Consider the following 26,611-nt stretch of genomic DNA (forward strand, 5'->3'; position numbering starts at 1 on the left):
GTCCACCGTGGACTGACCGGTCACCGCTCGGGCCGCTCGGCGAGGACCACGTCGACGCCGCGGTTGCGGAACGGCGCGGTCGCGGCGGGGTCGGCCTCCTCGTCGGTGACCAGGGTCCAGCGCTCCGGTAGCCGCGCCCACGCGTGGAACGGGCTGCGGCCGAGCTTCGCCGCGTGCACCAGCACGTAGACGTGCTCGGCCCGCTCGGCCATGAGCTCCTTCAACCGGGTCTGCTGCAGGTCGGCCTCGCAGATGCCGTGCTCGGCGGTCACGCCGTCGGCGCCGAGGAACGCGCGGTCGAAGGTCATCCGGTCCAGCGCCGCTTCCGCGAGCGGTCCGACGAACCCCTGGCTGAGGTGGCGCAGCGTGCCGCCGAGGCACTCGACGTGCACGCCCTCCTCGGAGGCCAGTTCCTGCAGCACCGTCATGCCGGTCGTCACCACGGTCAGGTCCGAACGGCCGCGCAGCGCCCGCGCCAGCGCGCCGGTGGTGGTGCCGGCGTCCAGCAGCACCGTCTCGCCGGTGCGGACCTGCCCGGCCGCCCACGCCGCGATCGCGTGCTTGGCGGCGAAGGCCTCGCCGCTGCGCTGCCGCAGCGAGCTCTCCTGGTGCGGGGCGGGCGCGATCGCGCCGCCGTAGGTGCGGGCGAGCTTCCCCGCGGACTCCAACTGCGCGAGATCGCGGCGGATGGTCGAGGCGGTGACGCCGAACGTCGCCGACAACTCCTCCACACTGGCCAGCCCGGAAGTGTGGGCCAGCCGCACGACGGCATCGCGGCGTTCCTGCGCTCCGCGGGACATCCTCGGTCTCCTCGTGTGCGTTCCTCGGGGCGTGCAGCAGGATCGCGCAACCGCACCCCCGGCCCGAGGGCGGGGTGCGCGAGCGGGTGCCCACCCGGAGGGGGTCAGGCCGCGGCGGAGAGCTCGGCGGCCTGGCGCAACGCCTCGACCATGCTGCGCACGTCGGCCTCTCCGGTTCCGGCGATGTCGAAGGCCGTGCCGTGGTCCACCGAGGTGCGGATCACCGGCAGGCCCACGGTGATGTTCACACCGGCGTCGATGCCCAGCACCTTCACCGGCCCGTGCCCCTGGTCGTGGTACATCGCCGCGATCAGGTCGTACTCGCCGCGGGAGGCGAGGAAGAACGCGGTGTCCGCCGGCAGCGGACCGCGCGCGTCGACGCCGTCGGCGCGCAGCCGCTCGAGCGCCGGAACGATCTTGGCGTCCTCCTCGCCGCGGCCGAACAGGCCGTCCTCCCCGGCGTGCGGGTTGATCCCGCACACCCCGATGCGGGGCCGGTCGACGCCGGAGCCGCGGAGGGCCCGGTGGCCGCGGCGGACCGTCCGCTCGACCAGGCCCGGTTCGATCCGCTCGACCGCGTCGAGCAGCCCGACGTGCGTGGTCACGTGCACGACCTTGACCGAAGGCGTGGACAGCATCATCGACACCTCCTCGGTGCCGGTCAGCTGCGCCAGCAGTTCGGTGTGGCCGGGGAACCGGTGCCCCGCTGCGTGCAGGGCCGCCTTGTTCAGCGGCGCGGTGCAGATGCCCTGCACCTCGTGCTCGAGCGCCAGCCCCGCGGCGACGCGGACGTACTGGTAGGCGGCCTCGCCGGCGTCGGCGGAGACCTCGCCCCACGGCAGGTCCTCGGGCAGCAGGGCGAGGTCGAGCACGTTGATCCGGCCGGGGGCGAACACCGCCTCGGCGATCGAGTCGACGGCGACCACCTCCGCCTCGCGGCCGGTGGTCCGCGCAGCGGCGCGCAGCCGCCGGGCGTCGCCGATGACGACGGGGCGGCACTGCGCGGCCGTCGCGGGCTCGAGCAGCGCGCCGACGGTGACCTCCGGGCCGACGCCCGCGCCGTCGCCCATGGTGACGGCGATGAGGGGAGCGGTCATGTTCAGCCTTTCATCGCGGGACGCAGTGCAGCGGCGATGCGCGCGAGGCTGTCCGCACCGCCGAAACCGCCGGGGCGGGTCACCACGGACGTGCCCGCTGTCGTGCGGCTGTGCACAGCACCGTGGTGGACTTCCCCGACGGGGGTGAGCGCGGTGACGCCGAGCGCGTCGAGCACCCTCCGCGCGGTCTCGCCACCGGTGAGCACCAGGTCCACCGGGATCGCGGCGGCGCGCACCGCGCGGCCCGCAGCGGCGGCGAGCCGCCGCACGATCTCGCGGGAGCGCGCCGGGTCGGGGCCGCTGGAGGAGCGCAGCACGAGCGCGACCGGGCGGTGCCGCAGGGCCCGCGCGATCTGCTCGGCGGGCTCGGATCCGGCGAGCAGATCGGAGACCTCCAGCGGGAACCGCTGCACGCGCGCGTCGAGCCGGCGGATCTGCTCGGAGGCCCCCGCGTGCGCCGTGCCGATGACGAACAGCAGGGCGTGCGCGGGGTTCGGCGTGCTCCGCGGGCGGGTTCGCGCTGGGGGGAGGTGGCGCCCGACGGCCGCGGCCAGCCCCCCGGACCCGACGAGCCGCACCCCGGGCACGTCGAGCGCCGCAGCTGCCGCGGCGTCCACATCGGATTCGGTTTCGCCGTCGCAGACGGGGATCTCGCCGGACGCGGCGCACTCGCGCAGCACCTGCGGCAACCTCGCGGAGCGGACCGTCGAGAGCGGGACGGTCCGGCAGCGCTCCGGTGCGGCCGCCGCGGCCACGGAGGTGGGTGGTGCGGTGTCCTCGGCCTCCCAGGCCTCCGAGCGGTGCAGCGGCACGCCGCCCACGTGCAGCACCCCGGCGCGCACGGTGCGTCCACCGCCCGGCAGCGCGGGTGCGAGCACGACGGGAGCGTCGAGCGCGGCCAGCACGGCGGCCACGTTGCCCCGCAACAGCGAGTCGATCTTGACGAACGCCCGCCGCTGCGGGTGCGTTCCGAGTTCGGCGCGCACCGCGCGCTCTGCAGCGGCGGCCGAGGCGTAGCGGCAGTCCACATCGGTCACGCACAGCGGCGGAGGCGGGTGCGCGCTCCGCGCAGCACCCGGGCCGGTGCGACGGGGGGCGGTGCTGCTGGTGCCGGACAGCTCGATGCGCGCCCCGCTGAATCCGGGCAGCAGGGCGGCGGCGGTCTCGGCGGCTCCCGAGAGGTCGTCGGCGACCACGTGGAAACCGGGGTGGTCCTCCGGTGTCGCGCGGGACGCGGCGGGCCCGGTTCCCGCGGAGCGGGCAGGCGCGGGCGTGCGGCTGCGGGATCCGTCGTCCATGCCGCCCCTTTCGGCTCCGCTGCTCTTCCCGGTCGGACGCCGCCCGTCGGCGGCGCAGCTCGGTGCACCTGACGATCAATGCGCGAATCACGCTACTGTAGTTGCGCACAACGCGCAATTCGTGGCAGGCTCACAGCTCGTGACGGGGTGCTGCGCACAACACCGGTTGCGTTCCGGCCCGCTGCGCCGCAGGTACCCGAGTCCGACCGCGCGGGTGCTCCCGCAGCACGGCGCCACCCGCGCGAGCGCCGCGTGGCACACCGGCCGGGTGGGGCCCGGCGACGCGCGGGAACCGCACCGCAGCCGAGATCGCACGCGAAGGAGCGCCGCATGATCCCCGGAACCGGACAACCGCTGTCCCGCCTCGTGCTCGGCACGATGACCTTCGGCGACACGGTCGACGCGGCCGGTGCGGCCCGCATGCTCGACACGGCCCTGGAAGCCGGCATCACCGGTGTGGACACCGCCAACGCCTACGCGGGAGGGCGGACCGAGGAGATCCTGCGGGAACTGCTGCCGAACCGGCGCGACCACGTCGTGCTGGCGACGAAGGCGGGCATGCCGCACCCGGACGCCGGGGAGCGCTCCCCGCTGTCGGCGACCGGGCTGCGAGCCGCCCTCGACGGCAGCCTGCGGCGCCTCGGCGTCGACCACGTCGACCTGCTCTACCTGCACCAACCCGACCGCGCGGCTCCCTTGGACGAAACGCTGAGCGCCGTCGCCGAACTCGTCGACGAGGGCAAGATCGGTGCGCTCGGCACGTCCAACTTCGCCGCCTGGCAGATCGCGGAGATCAACCACACCGCCGACGAGGTCGGGGCACCGCGGCCCGTCGTGGCCCAGCAGCTGTACAACCTGCTGGCGCGTCGCATCGAATCCGAGTACACCGAGTTCGCCCAGACCACCGGACTGCTCACCATGGTCTACAACCCGCTCGGCGGTGGGCTGCTCACCGGGCGGCACCGCTTCGAGAGCGACCCGGCGGGCGGCAGGTTCGGCGATTCGCGCCTGGCCGAGACGTACCGGAAGCGGTACTGGGACGCCGGGCTCTTCGGTGCCGTCGACGAGCTCACCGCGATCGCCCGGGACGCCGGCCTGGGGCTGACCGAGCTGTCCCTGCGGTGGTTGCTGAGCAAACCCGTCACCGGCGCGCTGCTGCTCGGCGGATCGAAGGTCGAGCACCTGCGGTCCAACATCGACGCCGCAGCTCGCGGGTCGCTGCCCCCTGACGTCGTCGAGGCCTGCGACGCGGTGGGAACACGTCTCGGCGGCCCGATGCCCGCGTACAACCGCTGACCCCGTCCGGCTCCGGGCCACCGCATCCACCGCGGACCGACGCGCGCAGCGCGGGGACGCGCACCGAAAACTCCGCAACGAAGGGGAGCGCACCGTGGTCGCTACCGATTTCGCCGCCAAACTGCGCAACGGGGAGAAGCTCGTCGGCTACTGGTCCGTGCTGGACGCGCCCATGGCGACCGAGCGCATCGCGCGCCTCGGCTACGACTACGTGGCCATCGACGGCCAGCACGGGCTCGTCGGCTACTCCGGCCTCCTCAACGGCCTGCTGGCCGTCGACGCCGGCGGCGTCTCGGTCGGCCTGGTGCGCGTCGAGGCCAACGACCTCACCGCGATCGGACGAGCCCTGGACGCCGGGGCCGGAGGCGTGATCGTGCCGCTCGTCGACACCGCGGAGGACGCGGCGCGCGCGGTGCGCGCCGTGCGGTACCCGCCGCACGGCGACCGCTCGTACGGTCCGATGCGTTCGGGCCTGCGGATCGGGCCGAAACCCGCCGACGCGGCAGCGGCGACGGTCGTGCTCGCCATGGTCGAAACTGCGCGGGGGCTGGCCAACGTCGACGAGATCTGCGCGACACCGGGGCTCGACGGCGTCTACGTGGGGCCTTCCGACCTGCGCCTGGCCGTCGGTGGCGCCCATCCCGGCGATCCTGAGGTCGAGGAGGCCTTCGAGGACGCCGTGGCAACCGTGCGCACCGCGGCCGCGGAGGCCGGCATCGCCGCCGGTATCCACACACCGGGCGGGGAGCAGGCCGCGCGACGCCTCGGCCAGGGCTTCACCTTCGCCAGCGTCGCCTCCGACGTCGTGCACCTCGAACAGGCCGCCGCCGCGCACCTCAACGCCGCAACCGAGTGAAACCGCGCGGGCAGGTCGCCGGGCCCGACGGGGCGGGCGGGCCTCGCCCGCGCGCGGGGCGCGCGAGGCCTCGTTCCACGAGTGCGTGTCCGAGGTGGACTATCCTGAGCCTGCACCTGCCCGGAAGTCCGGGCGGTGCGCCGCTGCTGGACCGCGCTGCTCTGCTGTCGATGCGCCCGGGAGCTGTGCTGGTCAACACCGCGCGCGGCGATCTCGTCGACGAGGCGGCCCTGGCGGAACTGCTCGTCCCCGGACAGCTTCGCGGTCCCGGCGGGCCCCTCGGCATCGCCGTCTCCATGTTCGGGCTCACCGGCGTCGGCGCGGACGAGATGGCCACCTACACCTACTGGTGCCTGGAGAAGGGGTACGCCCGCTGGACCGGCCCGGACGACGGCACCGAAGAACGCGTTCGGCGCGCCGAGGGCTGGCTGGCGGTGATGCGCTTGGACGTGTTCGCCTCCTGGCTGGTGTGCACCCTCTCGTTCTACGTGATCGGTGCGGGCGTGCTGCACCCGCAGAACCTGGTGCCCGAGGGCAGCGGCATGATCAGCACGCTGTCCCGGATCTGCACCGGCGCGATGGGCACGTGGGCGCAGCACCTGTTCCTCGTCGGCGCGCTCGCCGTGCTGTGCTCGACGGCGATTGGATCCACCGCGAGCGTGCCGCGGTTGTGGGCCGACTCGCTCGGCCTGCTGGGCGTCATCGACTGGGACGACACCCGTTCGCGGCAGCGCACGACCGAAGTGGACGCGCGGTTCCGGGCCAATCCCTGGTCGACCGCGGCGCTGGTGGTCAGCAGCGCCGCGGTCACCGCGCTCGGGGTCCACGGCGTGCTGGAGGCCTGCGGCATCAGCCTCGGGTGAACTCCGCGGCGTGCCCGCCGGGCGCGGGAGCCTTGCGCGGGATCGGGCCGGTGAAGTGGATGTTCACCGCAGGTGGTGTCGCCGTCGGTGCCGTGCCCTGCGCGATCACGACCCGCAGGGTCTGCGCTCCCGGGGGCACGGACAGGGACGTCTCGTCCCGCGCGGACTCCCCGGGCACCAGGGTGGCCTCGTTCTCCCCGCGGCTGGTCAGCCGCACGGTCGCCGGGCCCCGATCGGTGCGGTAGGCGTGCGCCCCGACACCGGACAGCTCCAGCTGGCCCTGGTTGGTGGCGGTGGTGGTGACGCGCAGCACGGGGTCGCCGACGGCGTTCCTCTCCCACCGCGGTTCGGCGACGCGGAAGGTCAGGCCCTGGTCGTTGTCGACCGTTTCGCCCCAGTGGCGCACCTCCGTCGGAGTTTCGGTGGCGCCGGGGCTGTGGTCGGCCGGAGGTGACTGGCCGGTGGCGCAGCCGGACAGCGCGAGGACCGACGCGGCGAGCACGGCGAAAACGGGTCTCTTGGACATGGCGACATCTTTCGGCGGCAGCTCGGGGGCGGAGGCTGATACGACGAGTATGCCTGCTTCGAGCGCGCGTCCGGGGCGCTCGTGCCCGCGATCGCGGAACTGCCCGGCAACCGCGGGAGGGCCCACGTCCGTGCGCTGCCTGCGGCGCCCGCCGCGGCGGTGCTGCTGGGCAGGGGATCAGCTCCGTTCGCGGGGTTCCCGCGCGGACTTCGCCGCAGCGCCTCCCTCCCGACCTCCACCGGAGGTGCCGAGACCGCGGATGTGCAGGGCCAGCTGCACGAGCGCGGCATGGCCGGGGTGGTTGAGGTCACCGCCGGTCATCTCGCCGAGCCGGTGCAGCCGGTTGAGCACGGTGTTGCGGTGGCAGAAGAGGGCCTTGGCGGTGGTGGTGACCGACCCGGACGCGAAGTAGGCGGTTGCCGTTTCGACCAGCCGGGAGCGCTCGTGCTCGGTGGTGGTCTCCAGCTCGGCCAGGACCTCGTCGGCCAGGGCCGTTCCGGTCTCGGACAGCCTGCCGGACACCACCTCCCGCCACACCTGGCGGAGGTGCTTCGGCCCGTCGGTCTCCGGCCCGGCCGCTCGGGACACCTCGGTGGCGATGCGGACGGAGCGCGGGATCGCGGCCAGCCCGCGCGCGGCCGGGCCGAGGCCGCAGGGGACGTCCCGCAGCCAGTGCGCGGGTACCTCCCTGGTGCCGGGCGGCATTTCCGCGATCAGCAGGGGGCGCCGGTCCTCGATGTGGATGTGCGCGGTGATGCCGCTGGAGTGCAGCCGCTTCACGGCCTCCCGCACGGTGCGCTCGTGCTCCGGGTCGCCGACGGCGACGGCGAAGTGCGCGTCAGGCGCGACTTCCAGCGCCGTCGCTACCTGGGCGAGCACCTGCGGGTCGCGGCCGCCGGTGTTGAGCAGCTGCCCGATGATCCGGCTGCGCTCCTGCTCGCGCTCCCGGGACAGGACCGCGGCTTCGTCCAGGTAGTTGACGTGGACGCTGAGCGTGTGCTGCTCGACGGCTTCCCAGACCGTCACCGCCCCTTCGACGAGCTGTTCGAGGTCGTCCGGTGCGGCGCGGTGCAGCAGCGCGGCCCACAGGATGCGGAAGTCCAGCCGGACGGCCCGGAGGAGCACCTCCAGCGGGACCCCGGCCTGGGCGCGTCGTCGTCCGATCTGCTCGGAGGTCGTCGAGAGCCGCTCGGGCGAGGGCAGACCGCCGATCGATCGCAGCAGCATCTCGAAGCTGGCCTCGGCGTCCTGGCGCAGCTCGGTCCAGGGGATCATCCCTCCCTGGTACGGAGGCATGCTCGCGAGCTCCGCCAGGAACGCGTCGACGAGCTCCCCCAGGTCCTCGAGGCAGGCGTGCGCGAGCACCTGCAGGGATCCGGGCTGCGGGTGGGGAGTGTGCATGTGCCCAATCTTCCGGCCTCGATCGGCGACAATTCACCATTGTCCTGTGCGGATACAGCATTCAGGGTGTGTCAAACCCCTCGGACATGATGTGTGTTACAGGGAGACCCATGCATCTGAGCCCGCGCGAGCAGGAGCGCCTGACGCTGTTCACCGCCGCGGAACTGGCCCGCCGCCGACTCGGCCGCGGTGCGCCCCTGGGATCGAGCGAAGCGTGCGCGCTGGTCTGCGACGAAGTCCTGGAGATGGCCTGGGACGGCCACCACATCGACGACGTCGTCGCCCGGGCCGAGCGGCTCGTGCGGCCCGATCAGGTCCTGCCGGGAGTCGCGGCTGCCGTGCCGAAGATCCAGGTCGAAGCGCTGTTCCCGCACGGGACCGCGCTGGTGCACGTCGACGGGCCGTTCGGTCCCGCGGGGGAGGACGCCGCGGGTGCGGTGCGCGCCGCGGCCGGCGAGGTCGAGCTGGCCCCGGGTCGTCCGCGCAAGCAGGTCGACGTGCGCAACGGCGGTTCCCGGGCTGTCTGGTTGTCCTCGCACTTCCCGCTGGAGCAGGCCAACCCGGCGCTGGAGATGGACAGGGAAGCGGTCGCGGGGCACCGGCTGGACGTGCTCACCGGGACGTCGCTGGAGTTCCCGCCGGGGGTTTCCCGCACGGTGACGGTGGTCAGCAGGGGTGGTCAGCGATGAGCGCACGCGTCGGCCGCGAGCGCTACGCGGAGTTGTACGGCCCCACGACCGGCGACCGGGTGCGGCTCGCGGACACGGACCTGTGGGTCGAGGTCGAGGGCGACGACACCGAGCCGGGGGAAGAGCTGCTGGGCGGTTGCGGCAAGACCGCCCGGGACGGGCTGCTGGTGGCCGGGAAGGCTCCGCGGGAGAGCGCGCTGGACCTGGTGGTTCTCGGCGTGCTCGTCCTGGACCCCTCGCTGGGGGTGCGCAAGACGAACATCGGCGTGAAGGACGGCCGCATCGTCGGTACCGGACGCGCCGGGAACCCGGACAGCGCGGACGGCGTGGAGCTCGTCGTCGACTCGCACACCGCGATGGTCACCGGCGACGGCCTGATCGCCACCCCCGGCGTCGTGGACTCGCACGTGCACCTGTCCAGCCCCGAAGTCGTCCCCGCCGCGTTGAGCGCCGGTGTGACGTCGATGGTCGGCATGGGCCTGGGAGGCGTGTGGGACGTCGGGGCGAACCCCGGGCACAACCTGCACAGGCTCATCGAGGCCTGGCGTGATGTGCCCGTCAACGTGGCCTTCCTGGCGCGCGGCTCGTCGTCCTCGGCGGATCTGCTGGAGCAGGCCGTGCTGTCGGGCGCGGGCGGCTTCAAGATCCACGAGGACTGGGGAGCCACCCCGCAGATCGTCGACACGTGCCTGGGCGTCGCCGAGGACGCCGATCTCCCCGTCGCCCTGCACACCGACACGCTCAACGAGTCGGGATTCCTCGCCGACACGCTGGACGCGACCTCCGGACGCACCGTGCACGCCTACCACGTGGAAGGCGGCGGCGGACATCCGGACCTGCTGGAGATCGTCTCCTGCCCGCACGTGCTGACCTCGTCCACCACGCCGACGCTCCCGCTGACCCCGGCCACCCTGTCGGAACTGCTCCCGATGACGATGACCGTCCACAAAGGTCACGGAGGGCTGGAGAGCGATGTCGCCATCGCCGGCAGCCGCCTGCGCGAGCACGCCATCGCCGCGGAGAACGCGCTGCACGACCAGGGGGCGATCAGCATCGTCAACTCGGATTCCATGGGCATGGGGAGGATCGCGGAAACGGCGCGGCGCACCTGGCAGCTCGCGCACGTGCAGGCGCGGCTGGCGGGGGAGGCCGGTCCGGAGCGCCCGTGCAACGCGCGGGTCCTGCGGTACCTGGCCAAGATCACCGAGAACCCGGCGATCGCGCACGGGATGCAGCACGAAGTCGGCTCCCTGGCCCCGGGGCGGATGGCCGACATCGTGCTGTGGCACCCCGCCTGGTTCGGCGCCCAGCCGGAGCTGGTCCTCAAGTCCGGGTTCGTCGCCTGGGGGGCGAGCGGCTCGGGGGCGGGATCGACGAGGATCACGGAACCGCGGGCGATGGGAGCCTTCTTCGGTGCGCTGGGCGGTGCTCCGCGGAGTTCGTCGTGCGTCTTCGTCTCCGAGCAGTGCCTGGACGACGCCCGATCGCGATCGGCTCTGCCCTCCGGCGTCCGGTACGCCGCGGTCCGCGGCAGCAGGGGGTTGAGCCGCGGGGACATGACGGCGAACACCGCCACCCCCCGCGTCGACGTGCCCGGCACGCCCGCTCCCGTCCACGTGGACGGAACAGCCGTCGACGTCCACCGCGCCGGATCGCTGCCGTTGACGCAGGTGCAGAACCTGGCGTGAAGGGGAGTCCGGTGCCGGACTTGCTCCCGCGCAACGCGCTCGTGCGCACGACGGGGTGCGGACGGGCCCAGACTCCGAGGGAGGAACCGAGCCATGACCACCCACCCCGTCAGACCGGAACGCCCGACGGTGACCGAGAGCGAAGCGCGGAAGGTCGCCTTCGCCGCGTTCGTCGGAACGGCCCTGGAGTGGTACGACTACTTCCTCTACGGCACCGCCGCGTCCATCGTGTTCAACCGCCTGTACTTCGCCACCGGTGATCCGCTGGTGGCCACCATGGCGGCGTTCGCCTCGTTCGCCGTGGGGTTCCTCGCGCGTCCGCTGGGAGCGGTGGTCTTCGGGCACCTCGGCGACCGCTGCGGCCGCCGGACGACCCTGATCCTCACGGTGACCCTGATCGGCGCGGCCACGGGAGCGATCGGGCTGCTGCCGAACTACGCGGCGATCGGACTCGCCGCGCCGATCCTGCTGACGTTGCTCCGCATCCTGCAGGGCATCGCTGTCGGCGGCGAGTGGGGTGGTGCGGTCACGCTGGCCGTGGAGCACGCACCCCCGCAGCACCGGGGGCGCTACGCCGCCATGCCGCAACTCGGTTCCCCGATCGGGACCCTGCTCTCCTCGGGCGCCTTCGCACTGGTCTCGCTGCTGCCGCCCGGGGAGTTCGACTCCTGGGGGTGGCGCCTGCCGTTCCTCGCCGCGATCCCGCTGCTGCTGGTCGCCCTGTACCTCCGCCGCAGGGTCGAGGAATCACCGCTGTTCGCCGAACTCCTCGAGCGGCGGGAACGCACCCCGGTACCGGTCCTCGAGGTGCTGCGCCGCTCGTTCGGTCGCGTCCTCGTGGGACTGTGCGCCTCCCTCCTCGGCGTCGGCGGCTTCTACCTGCTGACCACGTTCATCATCAGCTACGGCACCGGAACTCTCGGCCTGCCGAAGTCCTTGATGCTCGGCGCCACGCTCGTGGCGGCGGCCTTCGAGATCGGGATCCTGATCGCTTTCGGCCGGATCGCCGAGCGGTGGGGACCGGGGAACGTCTGCGTGGCGGGCAGCATCGCTTCCGCGGCCGCGGCGTTCCCCGTGTTCTGGTTGCTGGAGACGAAGAACCCCGTTCTCGTGGTCCTCGGCGTCACCCTCGGAGTGGCCTGCCTGTCGATCTCCTACGCGGTCTCGGGCGCGTTGCTCACGGAGCTCTTCCCGCCGCACCTCCGCTACAGCGGAGTTTCGGTCGCCTACAACCTCGGCGGTGTGGTCAGCGGTTTCGTCCCGCTCCTGGCGACCGCGGGGCTGGCCGCGAGCGGGGAGCAGTCCTGGTCCGTGGCCCTGCTGGTGGTGGCGCTGGCGGCTCTCACCGGGCTGGGGGGTTGGCTCGGTGGCCGACTGCGCGTCCGCGACGAGGTGACCGTGGTGTGACCGGGAAAGCAGGCGCAGCGGCCTGCTGAGTCCCGAACCGACCTGCTGGGCGCCGTCGTCGACGGCCACTCGAAGGAGGACTGGGAGCTTGTTCGGACTGCCGACCACCACGGTCGCCGTGATCGCCGGGGTCGCCCTGTTCTGGGTGGTCTACACCGCCGTCTTCGCGTGGCGCAGCAGGAACTGGAAGAACGAGGACGAGAGGAGCGGCCGATGAGCACCGAACTCGTCTTCCTCGTCCTGTACTTCATCGCGATGGCGGGGATCGGCTTCGCCACCGCGCGGATGGGGTCCGGCGGAGCGGAGGACTACCTGCTCGGCGGGCGCACGCTGGGAGCACCCGTCACGGCGCTGCGCCTGCAGAGCTCCTCGATGTCGGGGTACATGTTCCTGGGCGCCGGTTCGCTCGCGTACACGCAGGGCTACTTCGGGATGTGGTACGCCCTCGGCGACCTGGGAGGCGGCATCCTCAACCTGTCGGTCCTCGGCCGGCGGATGCGCAAGCTGTCCCAGCTCCTGGGGTCGATCACGTCGATCGAGTACCTCGAGCACCGGTACCCGTCCCGGTGGACCCGGATCATCGCCTCCTCCATCGCCCTGTTCTGCTTGTTCTTCTACGTGCTCTCGCAGTTCATCGCCGGCGGGCGCGGCCTCGCGATGGTCACGGGCGTGCCGTACCCGGCGGCGTTGCTGGCCGCCATCGGGGTCATCGCGCTCTACACCTTCCTCGGCGGCTACCTCGCGGTGGCCTACACCGACTTCGTGCAAGCCATCGTCATGTTCATCGGCGTGCTGTGGATCCTCATCGCGACCCTGATGGCGGTGGGCGGGCCGACCGAGGGCCACCAGAAGGTCGCGCGGATCGACGAGACCCTGCTGACGATGTGGGGGCGGGGTCTGCAGAACCAGGGCCAGTGGGGCCTGGTCCTCGGGGCGCTGCTGGTGTTCTCCATCGGCTACATGGGGTGGCCCCACGTCGTGGTGAGCCACATGGCCATGCGGCGACCCAGCGAGGCGCGGATGGCCGGCGTCTACTCCACGGCCTTCAACCTGCTGTTCATCCCGGCCCCCTACATCGTCGGCGTGCTCGCCCTGGTCGTGGTGCCCGGACTGGCGAACCCGGAGATGGCGATCTTCGCGACGGCGGACGCGGTGCTGCCCGACTTCGCCGTGGGCATTGTCATGGCAGCGATCATGGCCGCGATCATGTCCACCGCCGACGCGCTGCTGCTGCAGGGCGGCACGATCGCCAGCCACGACCTCCTCGCGCGGTTCGTCAAGGCTGACCTCACCCAGCGGCAGCGGGTGTGGGTCTCGCGCACCACCGTGCTGGTGCTGGGAGCGATCGGCTACCTCGTCGCGGTGAACGAACCTCCCGCGGTCGCCGCGGTGGTCATCTTCGCCACCACCATCCTCGGGGCGGCGTTCGTGCCCGCCTACGTGGCCGCCGCGTGGTGGCCGCGGGCCAACACCGTCGGAGCGATCAGCTCGATGCTGGTCGGCACCGCGACCGTGATCGCCTGGCTCGCGGCCGGTCTCGAGGACGCCCTCGGTGTTGACGCGATGGCCGTCGGGGTGCTGGCCTCCACGGCGGCCATGGTCGTCGGCAGCCTGGCCACCGCCCGATCCCACCCGGTGCCGCGGCACGTGCGCGCTGCCGTGGCGGAAGCGGCCAGGGTGGGACCGGTCCCGACCGGGATGCTGGCCGGGCAGAACGACGAGCTGGCTGGGCAGGTGCCACCCCGATGACGACGTACGCCCTCCCCGCCCGCATCGCCGCGGCGGAGGCGGTGGACCTGTGCGCGCGGCGAGCACCGCGCGCGCAGGTCGGGCCCGCCGAGCTGCACCACCACCCGTTCGTCGCCGTCGCCTTCGACGTGGTCCGGCGGAGCTCCCCGCGGCGACGTCGAAGGACCGCTCCTGCGCAGCGAACGCGGGTGCACACCCTCGTCGACGCCGTCGGAGGCCGCGCCCACCTCACCGATCCCTGGCCGGAACTCGAGAGCCACGCCACCATCCGCGGGCCCGAGGGAGTCATCACCACCGCGGAAGCCGTCCGCCGCGCCACGGAGGCCGTGTCGGCCCAGCTCCTCCGGACCCGGCGCCTGCTCGATCCGGGGTCCCTCCGCGAAGCCCGGATCGTCGACCGCGTGTGGAAACCCAACTGGGTGCTCACCGTCGTGCACCGCGGACGAGCGGTGCAGGTGCTCGTCGACGGCCTGAACGGCAGCCACTACGTGGCGGGGGAGGTCCGGTCCTCCGCGCAGTCCCGGGCACCGGGCCGAAGCCGGTGGCGGGCCCGCTGACCACCGCGCGAGAGCGGCGGCGCGCGTCGGACCTGGCTCAGCGCGGTCCGATCCGCCAGGGTGTTCGGGGCGGGATGAGCCGAGGTGCCGGCCGCCCGCTCGACGGCCAGCGCCCGGCTCCGCTGCGCGGCTCCGGCCGCGGTGCCAGTGCGGAACGCCCGCTGCCTCGGCCCGGAGCAACCCACCACGACACCGAGGAGATGCGATGACCCTCGCGGACTTCGAACGCCACCCCCTGCTGTTCGGCCCCAGCCCGATCCATCCGCTGGACCGGCTCAGCGAGCACCTCGGCGGCGCTCGCGTGTGGGTCAAGCGGGAGGACTGCAACAGCGGGCTCGCCTTCGGCGGCAACAAGACCCGCAAGCTGGAGTACCTGGTCCCCGACGCCCTCCGGCGGGGCGCGGACACCCTGGTCAGCATCGGCGGGGTGCAGTCCAACCACACCCGGCAGGTGGCCGCGGTCGCCGCGCGGCTCGGCCTGAAGGCCGTGCTGGTGCAGGAGAGCTGGGTGGACTGGCCGGACGCGGTCAACGACAAGGTGGGCAACATCCTGCTCTCCCGCATCCTCGGAGCCGACGTCCGGCTGGTCCAGGCCGGGTTCGGGATCGGTTTCAAGGACAGCTGGCAGCGAGCCCTCGACGAGGTCCGCGCCGCCGGCGGCACGCCCTACGCGATCCCGGCCGGGGCCTCCGACCACCCGCTGGGCGGACTGGGGTTCGCCAACTGGGCCCACGAGGTGCAGCAGCAGGAACGGGAACTGGGGGTCTTCTTCGACACGATCGTGGTGTGCAGCGTCACCGGCAGCACGCACGCCGGCATGATCGCCGGGTTCGCCGGTCAGGAACACCCCCGCCGGGTCATCGGGATCGACGCCTCGGCCAGGATCGCCGACACGCGCGCGCAGGTCGAGAAGATCGCCCGCGACACCGCGCGGACCCTCGGCCTCGACCGGGAACTGCGCGCCGACGAGATCACCCTGCTCGAGGGCTGGGCCGGTGACGCGTACGGCGTTCCCGCGCCGTCGACCATCGATGCCATCCGCCTGACGGCCCAGCTCGAAGGCGTGCTCCTCGACCCCGTCTACGAGGGCAAATCGATGGCCGGGCTCCTCGACCTCGTCCGGGACGGCGACATCCCCCCGGACTCCAACGTCCTCTACGTCCACCTCGGCGGACAGCCCGCCCTCAACGCCTACAGCGGCGCCTTCGGGTGACACCGGTGGTGCCTACTGGTAGCCAGTGGCATTCGACTGTGTGCGATTCGCTGCAGTGGGCTATCAGGGGTCGCCGTAGAACTCGCCGAAAATCGGGCGGATATGCCTCGCTAGGCTGCTGATCTGGGATTTCGGGGGACGAGTATCACTCTGCCTGAGAATGGTGGCCGCGCTGCAGGGTGCGGTAGACGGTCGGCCGGGAGACGGAGAACAGCTCGGTGAGGTCGGTGATCGTGTAGTCGCCGCTGGCGTGCATCCGTCGCAGCTCGGCTTGCTGTTTCGGGGAGAGCTTGGGCTGTTTGCCGCGTAGCTTGCCCTTGGCTTTCGCCACGGCCATGCCTTCCTTGGTCCTGGCCCGCAGGAGGTCAACCTCGAACTCGGCGACTAGTAGGGCTTTGTTAAGTGTTGATCTTGTATGTGATGATCTTGGTGTGACTCCGGAGGAGATGCAGACGGTGGCCCCGCGTGTGGAGGCCTTCGCGGCCCAGATGCTCGCGGGAGTGCCGCGGCGAGATCAGCGGGCCAAGGGCGAGTTATATCTGCGCGGGCTGCTGCTGGACGGGCAGCGCAAGTCGATGCAGCCCATGGCCGAGCGGCTCGGAGTGGATCACCAGAGGTTGCAGCAGTTCATCTCCTCGTCGACCTGGGACGACGGGCAGGTGCGGCGGCGGCTGGCCGGCTGGGCCGAGCAGTTCCTCGGCCCGCGCGCGTTCGTGGTCGATGACACCGGGTTCGTCAAGGACGGGCACGACTCTCCTGGCGTGACCCGGCAGTACTCGGGCACGCTGGGCAAGACGGCCAACTGCCAGATCGGGGTCAGCCTGCACGCCGCCACGGATTGGGCCTCGGCGGCGGTGAACTGGCGGCTGTTCCTGCCGGCCAGTTGGGACGATGCGGCTGCCGAGGATGCCGCCACGGCTGCAGCGATCCGCGGTCGGCGTAAGCGGGCCGGCATTGGCGAGCAGGTGCGGCATCGGGAGAAGTGGCGGCTGGCGCTGGACATGCTCGACGAAGCCACCGACACGTGGCAGTTGTCCGCGCATCCGGTGATTGCCGATAGCGGTTACGGCGATGCCACCGCCTTCCGGCTCGGCCTGGACCAACGGAGTTTGAGCTACGTGGTCGCGGTCAAGGCCACCACCAGTGCCCAGCCGCATGACGCGGTGCCGGTGACACCGGAGTGGTCCGGTGCCGGGCGCCCGCCGCAGCCGGGCTATCCGAGCAAACCGACGACTCTGCGCGAGCTCGCCGTGGCCGCCGGACGGGCCAGCCTGCATCACGTGACCTGGCGCCACGGCAGCAAGAAGACCCCAGACAATCGCACCGGGGCGATGCGCTCGCGGTTCCTGGCACTACGGGTGCGCCCGGCGAACCGCCAGATCCCCCGCGGTGCCGACGGCAGCCTGCCCGCCTGCTGGCTCATCGCTGAATGGCCCCCACACGAGCCCGAGCCCACCGACTACTGGCTGTCCAACCTGCCCACCGACACGCCTCTGCGTGAGCTGGTGCAACTCGCCAAGCTGCGCTGGCGTGTCGAACACGACTACCGCGAACTCAAAACCGGCCTCGGCCTCGACCACTTCGAAGGCCGCAACCTGCAAGGCTGGTATCGCCACGTCACCCTGGTCAGCCTCGCCCAAGCGATCTGCACCCAGCTGCGCTACGACCCACAAGCCCCTGCGCCGGCCTGACCCTGTACGCCGTCGTCCGCGAACTCCAGACCCTGCTGGCCGTCTGGACCGGCGCCTGCCCCACCTGCCACCAACCCCCTCCAGACAACTGGCAACCCCTTCACCAGCAACGAAGAAGAACTTAACAAAGCCCTACTAGGATGTTGAAGAACATCTTTCCCATGGGGTCGCCCGGGTCGTAGACCTGCCCACCCAGTGACAGGGCGATGCCCCGCTCGGCGAGATCATCGCCGATGGCGCGCGTCCGGCACCGAGCGGCCAGCCGGTCGAGTTTCGGCACCACGAGGGTGTCGCCGTCGCGGACGGCTGCCAGCGCCTGGTCGAGCCCGGGCCGTGTTCTCTTGGTGCCGGTCAGGCCGTGGTCGAGATACATCCGCTCGGTGTCCACGCCGAGTTCGACCAGCCGGTCGCGTTGGGCGGTGAGGTCTTGTTCGTCGGTGGAGCAGCGGCGTAGCCAACCAGGGTGCCGGACATGATCAGCAGTGTAACGGTTAGCCATCCTCCTTTGAGGAGCTCGTCGAGGGTGGTGCTGGTGGGGACGGTGAGCAATCCTTGTGCGGCGAAGCCGCGGATGATGGTCTCCCAGCTGGACCGTGCTGCGGTGAGGCCCTGCAGCTCATGCCGGGCCTGGCTGATGTCGCCGCGGGCAAGCAGCACACTCGCGCGGACCAGGCGCAGGCTCTGTTCATCGGGAAGCTGGGCCAGAGCGTGGTCGACCGTGGTCAGCGCGGTGTCGAGGTCGCCACTGGCCAGGGCTTCGACCGCGTACCCGGAGTGCGTGTAGGCCTCGGAGACCTCCAGTAGTCGCCGCAGTTCCCCCAGCGGGTCGTCGCTGCGATCCACGCGCAGGTCGACCACTCGCCCGGCTCCCGGGGTGTCCTGGGGCGTGGCATCGACAACCAGCAGGGCGGCCATCACCCCCGCGCATCGCCACCAGCGGCTTGGGCGGCCTCGAGCGCCGCGAGCAGCCGCTGCGACAACGACCCCGATGCCGCGTGAAAGGTCTCGGCCATGGCCGGCCACACCCCTGCGCTGGCGGCCATGTTCGCCTGCACCGCACACGCGTCACCGAGCTGGTGACCGGCGTGGGCGATGCAGCCCCGGTGTGGCCAGCCACCGACCCGTCCACGCCCACGACGCCGACCTGGCGCAGCACTACCCCCGAATCGAGGTCGCTGGCCGTGGTCAGGGCCTCCGTGGCCGCCGCGCCGTCGGCGAGGGCATCCAGGCAGCGCGGGCCATAGGCAGGCTCGGCGAACCCCTGGGTGGCGACCGCCCCGACCCCGGGCCGAGCCCACACCGCTGTGGCGCCCACGGCGGGCAGGCACGACTGCATCGCCACGCCCATCTGACCATTCGCCCGATCACAGACCACGATCGAATACGTCATCCATCCCATGCTCCCGGATAGACCAACCATGGAGCGATCCTTGTTGCGGTCAGGTCTGCTCGGTGAACATGCCCCGGCAGACGAGATTTCGACAGCTTCACTCGGCACACCTTGTTCGGCGACGGTGAACGCGGATCGCGAGTACGTAGGGAGGTAGCGCGGCGAGCGCGGCGAATCCGAGCGCAGCGAGAGCACCCCCGCTGGTGAGGTCGGGCAGTGGAGCCGAGCGTTGGTGGTTGACCAACACCCGACAGCCTTCCTCGGTCATCGCGACACCACTGCGTCCGGGGATGTGAAATCCTGTGTCGAGGCAGTCGTTGGCGACCTTCGCACTCGTGCCGACGAAAAGCAGACCGGCCAGCAGCAAGAACGCTGCCGACATCGTCAGAGTCAGGGCCAGCTGCCGGCCCCAGCGGGGCTGGGAGGCGGCAGCTGGCCGTGCGGATTCATCGTTGGCAGCCATGGCTACGCATTATCCATTGGCCGGGCAACTGGCCTGGCCGTTGTCGAGTCGCGTGGGCTGACGGGTCGGATTCCAGTTCACGCAGCCTGGCACCGTCCAGCCTTGCTGATCTTCGAGGGTGACCAAGTCTTCGGTACCCGAACCTGGCCGGTTGTAGTTGAGCCCCATGCAGGAGCCGCCCGGATCCAGCCCGACGTCGTTGCAGTCATTGGAGATCTTCTGGGTGTTCAGCGTGAACTCCGAGTTGGACTGGTCACCGCGAGAGGCATGGATCCACATGCTGTAGCCCTGGCGTGGTTGCAGGTTGGTTGGATAGCCTACACCGATCTGGAAACCCAGTTCCTGGCATGAGTCGGTGGCGTCGTCCCAGTCCCAATAGGGTGCTGCCTCGCCCGGCACGTTGGTGCCCCACTCCACCGCGTTCCACTTGAAGCCGCTATCCCATGCAGCCCAGAAGTTGTTGTAGGGCTCGTTGAAGTCGAAGGGGTTGCAGTACGGCCGTGTCCAGTCGGAGATGTCGTCGGTGTTGTACAGCGTTGCCCCGTGCTCGAGGCCGAAATCATCACCGAAGGCATTGATGTCGGCCTGTGAGGCCCAGGTCATGTTGTAGCGGAATTTGCGCGGGTGCTCGGGTTCCGGACCGCTTTCCGTGTCCCAGGTTTGCATCTGCCCCTGGATCGGCGACCACCGGTACTCCTTCGGCGGTGCCTGCGGACCCGGCGCAACCGGTTCCGCGTTGCGCTGGGGGTCCGCCACCGCAACCCCCTGGCCAGTCAGGCTCGCCCGCCGGTCGCGCGTGGCCTGGCTCGCCTGCTTTAACGTGTGTTGAGGAAGCTGATTGACTGCAGAAGACTGCGAATCGAATGTGTCCACTTGCGCCCCTGGTAGCGACGCAGGGTCACGCTGCCCGTCCACGACGGCCATGAAAACCAGGGGAGCGGCCTGGTACTCCGCGGTCGTGGTCCGTTCGAACTGATCAACAGCTTGCGTCGCTGGTACTCCCGGACCGGGTTGGGACACGCCGCTGACCTCCCCGGTGTAGCGCAACTGCAGCACCTCGCTACCGGCCAATTTCTCTCGCAGTTCATCCGCCGTTTGCGGCTGTTCAAACATGATCCGGGTGACGTGTGGTGATACCTCTGCCTCCGGGGTGACGGGGCTGGTCTCCCGGTTCGGTGGCGCATCTTCCCCAGGTTGGCTGGCCAGGGCCGTCGCCCCCATGCTCCCGGTCAGCAACAGTGCCGTAGAGCCGGCCAATAAGGCCTGGCCCACGGACGATCGTCGTGCACGCATACTCCCCATCCTTCGGTTACTGATCCCCCGAGAATCCGAAGTATCGGCATGAAACGGAAAATGTGCAACCGATTTGCGGAGATGCACTGGAACGGAGCAACGGTTCTACAGCGCGTGTGGCCGGAGCACGGCCGATATCGGCCGTACTCCGGCCACACGCGCATATGGATTCCCTCCGTACAGAGGTTCAGAGTTCGTTGTTGGGGGCGCTGGGATCGCGCAACGGGCGGAGCTCGCTGGGTGGGCTGCTGGTGAAGGCGTAGCGGCCTTACATGTTGATGTGGTGCCAGCCCAGCGGGGACAGGCGGGCCACGTCTTCGTCGCTGACGGGATAGCCCTGGCTGCGGAGGTGCTTGATGATGGCGTCGAGGTAGACGCTGTTCCAGAGCACACCATGTTCAGCACCAGCCCGAGAGCGCCGAGCTGGTCTTCCTGGCCCTGGCGGTAGGGCTGATTGAGCTTCCCCCGGTTGTTCGGAGGGTTGGTTATGTGGCTTCGACCGGTTCACGATCGAGGTGGTTAGCTTCGTACTCGTCGGGGCTGCGCCAGCCCAGGCCGCGTTGGATGCGCTGCGGGTTGTACCAGCCGTCGATATAGCGAAACAGCGCCAGCTCGGCCTCGTCACGGGTGCGCCATGAGCAGCGATACACCAGCTCAACCTTGAGCGTGGCGAAGAAGTTCTCGGCCAGGGCATTGTCGTAGGAATCGCCGACCGAGCCCACCGACGGCTGAACACCCAGGTCGGCCAGGTGCTGGGTGAAGCGGATCGCGGTGTATTGACTGCCACGATCGCTGTGGTGGATCAGCTGCCCGTCGGTGTCGCGACCCCAGAAGGCGTACTCCAGCGCCCCGAGTACCAGCTCGGTGTCTTGGCGATCGGAGGTCTTCCACCCGACGATGCGTCGCGAGTAGGCATCCCGGACGGTAGCCAGCCACAACGGGCCCTCGCCGGTGGGGATATGCGAGATATCGGCCACCCACAACCGGTTCGGCGCCGAGGCCGTGAACTCCCGCTGCACCCAGTCTGCGGCCCGCTCGGCACCCGGATCCGGTGTGGTCGTCGACCGAGTGCGTTGACGCAGGTAGGCCCCCTGCAGCCCGGCCTGTCGCATGAGCCGCTCGACACGTTTGCGCCCGGTGTGGATGCCCTCACGGGCCAGCTGGGCATGCACCCGCGGGGCACCGTAGGTGCCGCTGGAACGGACGTGGATGGCCTCGATGCGCTCGGCCAGCGCCGCATCTCGGTGGTGCCGCTCGGCAGGGTGGCGCCGTTGCTCCAGCCAGCCGTAGTAGGTCGACGTCGGCACGTCCAGTACCCGGAGCAGGGGCTCGACCCCGAAGACAGGCTTGTGTTCCTCCACGAAGCCGATCACCTCCGCCGGGGTTGCGGGTCGAGCTCCCGGGCAAAATAGGCACTGGCGGCCTTCAGGATCTCGTTGGCCCGCTGCAATTCGGCGTTTTCCTTCCGCAGTCGGGCCAACTCGACCTGCTCATCACTGGTGGGCCGATCCGAGCGCTGGCCCCGGTCAGCCTCGTCCTGCCGGATCCAGTTGCGCAACGTCTCGGCGTTAATGCCCAGCTCCCGAGCGATATGGGCAATCGGCCGTGACTCGTCCGAGCGCCACAGTCGCACCGCCCGCTCCCGCAGCTCGGGTGGGTACTTGCGTGGTGCCGCCACGAAGACTCCTTTCCTGGCCCCAGGGGACCAAACTCAGAAGCCTCCGACAAAACGGGGGACCCTCAGATGTTGGTTCCATGTTGGCGATGTGCCCGCCACTCGGAACTACGACGAGTCGGGCTGTGGGAATGCGCTCGCTCATCCTGGTCGCTCCCTCCTCGGGCAGGAGCGGGTCTGCTTCGCCGTGCAGGACCAGGGTGGGGACGTCGATCTTCTCGTATTCCTGCAGGATGGTGAGGTCTTCCAGGCAGAATCGACGTTGCGACTGACGCTTGAGCTGCGTGAACAGGGCATTCCGCTCCGCCTCTGAAGGCGGACTGTCCTGCTCGAGCTGTGCGAACGATGCGTCGATATACTCGAGCAGTTGCTCGTCGGTCATGGACTCGAGATCGCCGATCGCCGCGTGGTCGTGCAGGGCCTGGGAGTTCGCGGCCAGATACGGTGATCCGCCGAGGATGATTCCGTCGACGCGGTGGGGATGGCGGCGTGCCAGGATTTGGGCGACCTGGGCACCCATCGATATCCCTGCGACGTAGGCATGCTCGATGTCGAGCTGATGGAGAACCTCAGCGGCATCGTCGGCGAGCTGGACGAGCGAGAACAGGTCCCCGTTGAGCGTCGACTGGCCAAAACCACGCTGGTCGTACGTGATCAGCCGCAGCCGATCGGTCAGCGTCTGGAGCTGAGACCGCCAGTCCTCCCACGTGCGGCCGTTGCCGTGCAGCAACAACAGCGCCGGACCGGCACCGCGATCGACGAGGTTGACCTCGCCCAACGGCAGCATCGTCGACTCTATCACTTTGGTCTTTTCGCTGCTCATGAATTCTTCCTCGCCCGCCCTGCTCGGATGCATCGAACACGTCGTACATCTCAGAGGCGCTGCTCGTGGTACCCGGCTGCCACGTTGCCCAGGTAAGGAAGTGCTGTCGAGACGGGTTAGCCACAAGCGAACATCACCTGATCACCAACCCGTCTCGCTGAAGGATCCATCAACGGACATTGGTGGTGCACCGTCGGCAGGGATAGACGTTGCGCTGCTACTTCTCGGTGTGGAGCGCAAACGCCACGATGTCGATGGGATCTTCAGGGCCCAGTCCGGGGTAGTGCTGGTTGAGGGCTGCGTGGAGTTCTGCGAGGTCGGTGAAGCCGTCGCGTTGTGCGTCCTGCTCGGTGAGTTCTGCGCGTGCTGCAGTTCGCACTGAGACGATGTCGACGGCAAGGTCCACTACGTCGCCGGACTCCTTCTCGAAGACGATGCGGGCCTCGCCAGGACAGAACGGGTCGTCCACCCGGATCGTCTGGCGCTTGCTGCCGTTGCGGATACTGTCTTCGTAGCCTTCCCACATGTACAGCCGCTGGGGTCGCTCGGCGTCCCGCCAGTCGAAGGCATGCGGGAGCAGGTCACGCACCGGTACAGCGGTGAGCCCGTTGGCCTCGCGGACGATGCAGCGGATCGCGGGGTCGATGTCGAACAGGATCTGGCGGCATTTGCCGCACGGCGGGATGACATCTCCGGTCGGGCCGTAGGCGGCGGCGACCGCAACGATCGGGTCGTCGGAGTGGGTCGCGGCGCGATTGGACAGGGCGCTGACCTCGCCGCAAGGCCCACCGAGGAAGTGGTATGTATTGACCCCGAGGACAACCGCGCCGCTGTGCAACTGCAGCGCGGCCGCGACCGTGTGGTCTCCATCGTCGTTGACAGCTTCCGCGTGGGCCACAGCCGCACGAACGAGGTCGCGGTGGTCAGCCGATAGCATGTTCGTGATCGTAGCGACACTGTGCACAGGAGCGAGTAGAGGCGCCTTTCTGTCGCTTTACGCAGCCGCCGACCGAACCCATCCGCACGTCCGCAAGCGGATCCCGCTGCGGACGTACGGCAGGGGCTCCCTTGCGGATAGTGGCGCCGTGTCGGGGTAGGGGCGGCAGTGCGGCGCTACCCCGGCGTGCAGAGCGGGAACGGTTCAGGTGTGCTGGGGGCTGCTCATCGGGTGGTGCGTGCGCCGCCGTTGACGTTGATCACTTGGCCGGTGATGAAGCGTGCGCCGGCGGAGGCGAGGAAGTGCACGGTGTCAGCGACTTCCTCGGGGTGGCCGTGCCTGCCCAACGCCGTCAGCGAGACCAGCTGGTCGTGGACGTCGGTGGGCAGGCCGGTGCCGAAAAATTCCGTTCCGGGAAAGTAGCCGGGTGCCACCACGTTCGAGGTGATGTCACGCGGGCCCAGCTCGCCGGCCAGTCCGGCGCTCCACGAGGCCAGCGCCGCCTTGGCGGGGCCGTAGGATCCGCCACCTTGATCGGCACCGATCGAGCCGATGTGGATCAGTGCCCCGCCGCGCGCGAGCTTGTCGTCGAGCGCCTCGGTCATCAACGCCGCACTGATGACGTTGGCATCCACGTTGGCCCGCCACCGCTCCAGCATTCCGCGTAGCCCACCACCGGCAGGCATGCGAAAGTCGGTGTTGCCACCGGCGTTGTTCACCAGGACGTCCACATCGCCCTCGATAGCGGCGACCGCCCGCTCGACGGCCTCGGGATCCGTGCCATCGCACGGCAGCGCCCGAACCTGATCACCCAGGGATCGGCACGCCTGGTCCAACACAGTCATCCGACGCCCGGTGATGTACACGCGGTCCTCGTCCTTGGCGAATCGGGTGGCAACGGCCAACCCGAAGCCCGTTCCTCCACCGGTCACCAGCACAGTTCGGCTCACGAAGTACTCCTCCACGCTCGTGTTCAGGTCGTGACCGCAGGGGCACGCGGCCAGCAGCCGCAGCACCCCCTGGGGTACATTTAGACCTAAACATAGCAGCCGTGAGAAGTACGCGAGGGAGAAGCGGTGAGCAAGCAGTGGGATGCCAACGATCCGGTGGATGCCATCGCGCTGGCCTGGTTGCGGGAACGCCCGGACACGCCGGTCGACGGCATCGGGATCGTCACTCGCGTGTGGCAGTGCGCCAAGTTGCTGGGCGAGGAGCGTCGTCGGGTGCTCGCCGATGCGGGAGCCGACGCGGCCATCCTCGATCTGCTCAGCGTTCTGCGTCGTAGTGGCTCGCCCTACCGGTTGACCACACGCGAACTCACCGAGCGCACCCTGGTCACCGCCGGGGCCATCTCGCAGCGGGTCGCCCGCGCCGAACACGAGGGCCTGGTCGAACGAGCTCCCGCGGCCGACGGTTCCCGCGCTGTCGTCGTCACGCTGACCCCAGCGGGACACGACCTCGTCGAACGCCTCGTCGATCGTGTCCTCGTGCGCGAGAACGAACTCCTCTCCGGCCTCACCACCGAGCAGCAGGCCGCCCTGACCGAGCTGCTCCGTGTCTTCCTCGACGATCTGCACACCCACCTCGGCGAGCAACGCCCCAGCCACGTCGGCTCCGTCTGACAACTCGATCCGCTTCCGAACGTTCGACAGGGCCCCTTCCGTACGTACGACAGGGTTCCTCGACTGATCAGGACGCTAGAAGCGCTCTGATTCAGCCCGTTGTGTTGCGGAGAGGGACTGCGGCTATGGCAGCAGGGACTATCGTCTGAACTGCTTTGACCTACTTGCAGTGATAACAGACAGTAACGGCGGCGATGGGAGTCCGGCAAGCAAGCATCCGCAGGCCACGAAGCTGAAGTGGTCCTCCGTGAGAGCTGACATGGCCTCCGAGGTGAGCCCGGTGTCCGGGCCGCATCCTCGCTGCAGCGCTGTCCGTTCGTGAAGCGTCGAGGTCAGAGCACCAACCAATCTCGCCGTGACTTTTTGTGATCGCCACTCAACGATTCGTCATCACTGCAAGTGGGCCAGAGCCAACGATCTGACGGACTCTGCCCGCGAAGTAGTCTGCCCGCTCAGTCAGCTTGGTCGCCGCGGTGGGGGTTTTCGGTGTGGGTGTGGAGTCCGTCGAGGAGGTAGGCCAGTCCGTGGGTAAAACTGGCGTCCCAGTCTTGGTCGGTCATGATCAGGTACTCGGCCTGTACGGGGTAACTGGCGTGATGGATCTGCAGGTGGTTCTGGGCAGCATGACGAACGGCGCTCTCATTGCCGCGGACGTGCCAGGCTGCTCGGGTCGCGACTGAGCCGATGACGTAGTTGGACAGGGCGTAGGCCGCCGCAGTGAGATGCGGCTGGGGGATACCGGCCGTGAGCAATGTGGCATGCAGGAACTCCGAGCGGGCCAACGCGTTCGGTCCCATCAACGGGCGCGTGCCTAGCAGTGGGGCCGACCACGGGTGCTGGAGCAGCACGGTGCGCCACTGGTGCAGGAAGGCGTTGAGGGGGGCATGCCAACTGTCGTTGGTCGGCGGTGCGGGTAGGGGGACCTCGCCAAAAATCTCATCGAGAGCCAGGTCAAGGACGTCGTCTTTGGTGTCGACGTGCCAGTACAGCGTGGTGGCCCCTGTGCCCAGCCGGTCGGCCAGGCGCCGCATGGTCAACCGCTGTGTGCCGTCGCTGTCGAGCAGGTCTACGGCTTCGGCCGCGATGCGCTCGCGACTCAGCGGCGCTGTCTGCCGTGGTGTGACCTGACGCGAACGCAACCACACGCTGCCTGCTTCTTCGTCGCCGTGCTGCGCTGGCGCCACCGTGCGTGCGTCCTCGTGGGGCTGCTGGGGGGCCGGGTTCTGCCCGGTGCCGTACTCCATGACCACATCCTAGTACGGTGAGCGACTACTAGA

The 26,611-nt window shown here is 70.0% G+C and carries 28 protein-coding genes and 3 pseudogenes; 12 read left to right on the plus strand and 19 right to left on the minus strand.

Features of this window, described 5'->3' with window-relative positions:
• Positions 1-20: 20 nt before the first annotated feature.
• From ACVGV0_RS07365 to ACVGV0_RS07375, 3 genes are all read right to left on the minus strand, one after another.
• On the minus strand, positions 21-800 hold the full coding sequence (locus ACVGV0_RS07365; RefSeq protein ID WP_459159112.1) for a DeoR/GlpR family DNA-binding transcription regulator: 780 nt from the start codon (positions 798-800) through the stop codon (positions 21-23).
• Between the two features lie 104 nt (positions 801-904).
• Positions 905-1,897, minus strand: coding sequence for a 4-hydroxythreonine-4-phosphate dehydrogenase PdxA (gene pdxA, locus ACVGV0_RS07370; protein ID WP_459159113.1), 993 nt, complete (start codon positions 1,895-1,897; stop codon positions 905-907).
• A gap of 2 nt (positions 1,898-1,899) precedes the next feature.
• Positions 1,900-3,195: a four-carbon acid sugar kinase family protein gene (locus tag ACVGV0_RS07375; protein WP_459159114.1), complete on the minus strand. Its 1,296-nt coding sequence runs from the start codon at positions 3,193-3,195 to the stop codon at positions 1,900-1,902.
• A 330-nt stretch (positions 3,196-3,525) separates the two neighbouring features.
• On the opposite strand from ACVGV0_RS07375, the gene ACVGV0_RS07380 reads away from it, so the two are divergent.
• The 3 genes from ACVGV0_RS07380 (at position 3,526) to ACVGV0_RS07390 (ending at position 6,210) form a co-directional block, all read left to right on the plus strand.
• Positions 3,526-4,491 carry an aldo/keto reductase gene (locus tag ACVGV0_RS07380; RefSeq protein ID WP_459159115.1) on the plus strand — a complete coding sequence of 322 codons (966 nt, stop codon included), beginning with the start codon at positions 3,526-3,528 and terminating at the stop codon, positions 4,489-4,491.
• Positions 4,492-4,585: 94 nt separating this feature from the next.
• Positions 4,586-5,347: an HpcH/HpaI aldolase family protein gene (locus ACVGV0_RS07385; protein WP_459159116.1), complete on the plus strand. Its 762-nt coding sequence runs from the start codon at positions 4,586-4,588 to the stop codon at positions 5,345-5,347.
• A complete protein-coding gene (locus ACVGV0_RS07390) occupies positions 5,344-6,210 on the plus strand; it encodes an NAD(P)-dependent oxidoreductase (RefSeq protein WP_459159117.1) in 867 nt (288 codons plus the stop codon). The genes ACVGV0_RS07385 and ACVGV0_RS07390 overlap by 4 nt, the downstream gene beginning before the upstream one ends.
• Here ACVGV0_RS07390 and ACVGV0_RS07395 read toward each other — a convergent pair.
• Both ACVGV0_RS07395 and ACVGV0_RS07400 read right to left on the minus strand, forming a co-directional pair.
• Positions 6,197-6,736 (minus strand): hypothetical protein, encoded by a 540-nt coding sequence (locus ACVGV0_RS07395; protein ID WP_459159118.1) that lies wholly within the window; start codon positions 6,734-6,736, stop codon positions 6,197-6,199. The genes ACVGV0_RS07390 and ACVGV0_RS07395 overlap by 14 nt on opposite strands.
• Before the next feature lie 177 nt (positions 6,737-6,913).
• A complete protein-coding gene (locus ACVGV0_RS07400) occupies positions 6,914-8,137 on the minus strand; it encodes a PucR family transcriptional regulator (protein ID WP_459159119.1) in 1,224 nt (407 codons plus the stop codon).
• Between the two features lie 110 nt (positions 8,138-8,247).
• Here ACVGV0_RS07400 and ACVGV0_RS07405 point away from each other — a divergent pair, with 110 nt between their 5' ends.
• The 7 genes from ACVGV0_RS07405 (at position 8,248) to ACVGV0_RS07435 (ending at position 15,440) form a co-directional block, all read left to right on the plus strand.
• Positions 8,248-8,826: an urease subunit gamma gene (locus tag ACVGV0_RS07405; RefSeq protein WP_459159120.1), complete on the plus strand. Its 579-nt coding sequence runs from the start codon at positions 8,248-8,250 to the stop codon at positions 8,824-8,826.
• Positions 8,823-10,514, plus strand: coding sequence for an urease subunit alpha (locus ACVGV0_RS07410; RefSeq protein WP_459159121.1), 1,692 nt, complete (start codon positions 8,823-8,825; stop codon positions 10,512-10,514). Before ACVGV0_RS07405 ends, ACVGV0_RS07410 begins: the two co-directional genes overlap by 4 nt.
• Before the next feature lie 93 nt (positions 10,515-10,607).
• Complete coding sequence (locus ACVGV0_RS07415; RefSeq protein WP_459159122.1) at positions 10,608-11,921, plus strand: MFS transporter; 1,314 nt, start codon at positions 10,608-10,610, stop codon at positions 11,919-11,921.
• Between the two features lie 88 nt (positions 11,922-12,009).
• Complete coding sequence (locus tag ACVGV0_RS07420; protein ID WP_459159123.1) at positions 12,010-12,138, plus strand: hypothetical protein; 129 nt, start codon at positions 12,010-12,012, stop codon at positions 12,136-12,138.
• Positions 12,135-13,670, plus strand: a complete 1,536-nt coding sequence (locus ACVGV0_RS07425; protein WP_459159124.1) for a sodium/proline symporter — start codon at positions 12,135-12,137, stop codon at positions 13,668-13,670. Before ACVGV0_RS07420 ends, ACVGV0_RS07425 begins: the two co-directional genes overlap by 4 nt.
• Positions 13,667-14,227: a hypothetical protein gene (locus tag ACVGV0_RS07430; RefSeq protein ID WP_459159125.1), complete on the plus strand. Its 561-nt coding sequence runs from the start codon at positions 13,667-13,669 to the stop codon at positions 14,225-14,227. Before ACVGV0_RS07425 ends, ACVGV0_RS07430 begins: the two co-directional genes overlap by 4 nt.
• A 205-nt stretch (positions 14,228-14,432) precedes the next feature.
• Positions 14,433-15,440 (plus strand): 1-aminocyclopropane-1-carboxylate deaminase, encoded by a 1,008-nt coding sequence (locus tag ACVGV0_RS07435; protein WP_459159126.1) that lies wholly within the window; start codon positions 14,433-14,435, stop codon positions 15,438-15,440.
• Positions 15,441-15,585: 145 nt separating this feature from the next.
• Here the strand turns inward: ACVGV0_RS07435 and ACVGV0_RS07440 are convergent, their stop codons facing one another.
• Both ACVGV0_RS07440 and ACVGV0_RS07445 read right to left on the minus strand, forming a co-directional pair.
• Entirely contained in the window at positions 15,586-15,777 is a 192-nt protein-coding gene (locus tag ACVGV0_RS07440) for a helix-turn-helix domain-containing protein (RefSeq protein ID WP_459159127.1), read from the minus strand.
• 33 nt (positions 15,778-15,810) lie between these two features.
• Positions 15,811-15,930 (minus strand): annotated as a pseudogene (locus tag ACVGV0_RS07445) (hypothetical protein); the annotation flags it as partial.
• Here ACVGV0_RS07445 and ACVGV0_RS07450 point away from each other — a divergent pair.
• The gene (locus ACVGV0_RS07450) at positions 15,872-17,131 is read left to right on the plus strand and encodes an IS701 family transposase (protein ID WP_459159128.1); all 1,260 of its coding nucleotides are present in this window, start codon (positions 15,872-15,874) and stop codon (positions 17,129-17,131) included. The pseudogene ACVGV0_RS07445 and the gene ACVGV0_RS07450 overlap by 59 nt on opposite strands.
• Before the next feature lie 121 nt (positions 17,132-17,252).
• Here ACVGV0_RS07450 and ACVGV0_RS07455 read toward each other — a convergent pair whose 3' ends face one another.
• From ACVGV0_RS07455 to ACVGV0_RS07505, 11 genes and pseudogenes are all read right to left on the minus strand, one after another.
• Positions 17,253-17,519, minus strand: a complete 267-nt coding sequence (locus ACVGV0_RS07455; protein ID WP_459159129.1) for a recombinase family protein — start codon at positions 17,517-17,519, stop codon at positions 17,253-17,255.
• Positions 17,483-18,046, minus strand: coding sequence for a tetratricopeptide repeat protein (locus ACVGV0_RS07460; RefSeq protein WP_459159130.1), 564 nt, complete (start codon positions 18,044-18,046; stop codon positions 17,483-17,485). Before ACVGV0_RS07460 ends, ACVGV0_RS07455 begins: the two co-directional genes overlap by 37 nt.
• Positions 18,046-18,551: pseudogene (locus ACVGV0_RS07465) on the minus strand (DUF1028 domain-containing protein). Before ACVGV0_RS07465 ends, ACVGV0_RS07460 begins: the two are co-directional and overlap by 1 nt.
• A 67-nt stretch (positions 18,552-18,618) precedes the next feature.
• Positions 18,619-18,984 carry a hypothetical protein gene (locus ACVGV0_RS07470; protein ID WP_459159131.1) on the minus strand — a complete coding sequence of 122 codons (366 nt, stop codon included), beginning with the start codon at positions 18,982-18,984 and terminating at the stop codon, positions 18,619-18,621.
• Between the two features lie 9 nt (positions 18,985-18,993).
• On the minus strand, positions 18,994-20,256 hold the full coding sequence (locus ACVGV0_RS07475) for a hypothetical protein (protein WP_459159132.1): 1,263 nt from the start codon (positions 20,254-20,256) through the stop codon (positions 18,994-18,996).
• Positions 20,257-20,464: 208 nt separating this feature from the next.
• Positions 20,465-20,745 (minus strand): annotated as a pseudogene (locus ACVGV0_RS07480) (Tn3 family transposase); the annotation flags it as partial.
• Positions 20,746-20,762: 17 nt separating this feature from the next.
• Positions 20,763-21,650 (minus strand): IS3 family transposase, encoded by an 888-nt coding sequence (locus ACVGV0_RS07485; RefSeq protein WP_459159133.1) that lies wholly within the window; start codon positions 21,648-21,650, stop codon positions 20,763-20,765.
• Entirely contained in the window at positions 21,647-21,955 is a 309-nt protein-coding gene (locus tag ACVGV0_RS07490; protein WP_459159134.1) for a transposase, read from the minus strand. The genes ACVGV0_RS07485 and ACVGV0_RS07490 overlap by 4 nt, the downstream gene beginning before the upstream one ends.
• Positions 21,846-22,775, minus strand: coding sequence for an alpha/beta fold hydrolase (locus ACVGV0_RS07495; RefSeq protein ID WP_459159135.1), 930 nt, complete (start codon positions 22,773-22,775; stop codon positions 21,846-21,848). Before ACVGV0_RS07495 ends, ACVGV0_RS07490 begins: the two co-directional genes overlap by 110 nt.
• A gap of 217 nt (positions 22,776-22,992) precedes the next feature.
• Positions 22,993-23,712, minus strand: a complete 720-nt coding sequence (locus ACVGV0_RS07500; RefSeq protein WP_459159136.1) for an ASCH domain-containing protein — start codon at positions 23,710-23,712, stop codon at positions 22,993-22,995.
• 224 nt (positions 23,713-23,936) lie between these two features.
• Complete coding sequence (locus ACVGV0_RS07505; RefSeq protein WP_459159137.1) at positions 23,937-24,728, minus strand: SDR family NAD(P)-dependent oxidoreductase; 792 nt, start codon at positions 24,726-24,728, stop codon at positions 23,937-23,939.
• Positions 24,729-24,788: 60 nt separating this feature from the next.
• Here ACVGV0_RS07505 and ACVGV0_RS07510 point away from each other — a divergent pair, with 60 nt between their 5' ends.
• Positions 24,789-25,334 carry a MarR family winged helix-turn-helix transcriptional regulator gene (locus ACVGV0_RS07510; protein WP_459159138.1) on the plus strand — a complete coding sequence of 182 codons (546 nt, stop codon included), beginning with the start codon at positions 24,789-24,791 and terminating at the stop codon, positions 25,332-25,334.
• Positions 25,335-25,786: 452 nt separating this feature from the next.
• Here ACVGV0_RS07510 and ACVGV0_RS07515 read toward each other — a convergent pair whose 3' ends face one another.
• Entirely contained in the window at positions 25,787-26,578 is a 792-nt protein-coding gene (locus ACVGV0_RS07515; protein WP_459159139.1) for a TetR/AcrR family transcriptional regulator, read from the minus strand.
• Positions 26,579-26,611: the final 33 nt, after the last annotated feature.

The sequence above is a fragment of the Salinifilum ghardaiensis genome (assembly GCF_054491345.1).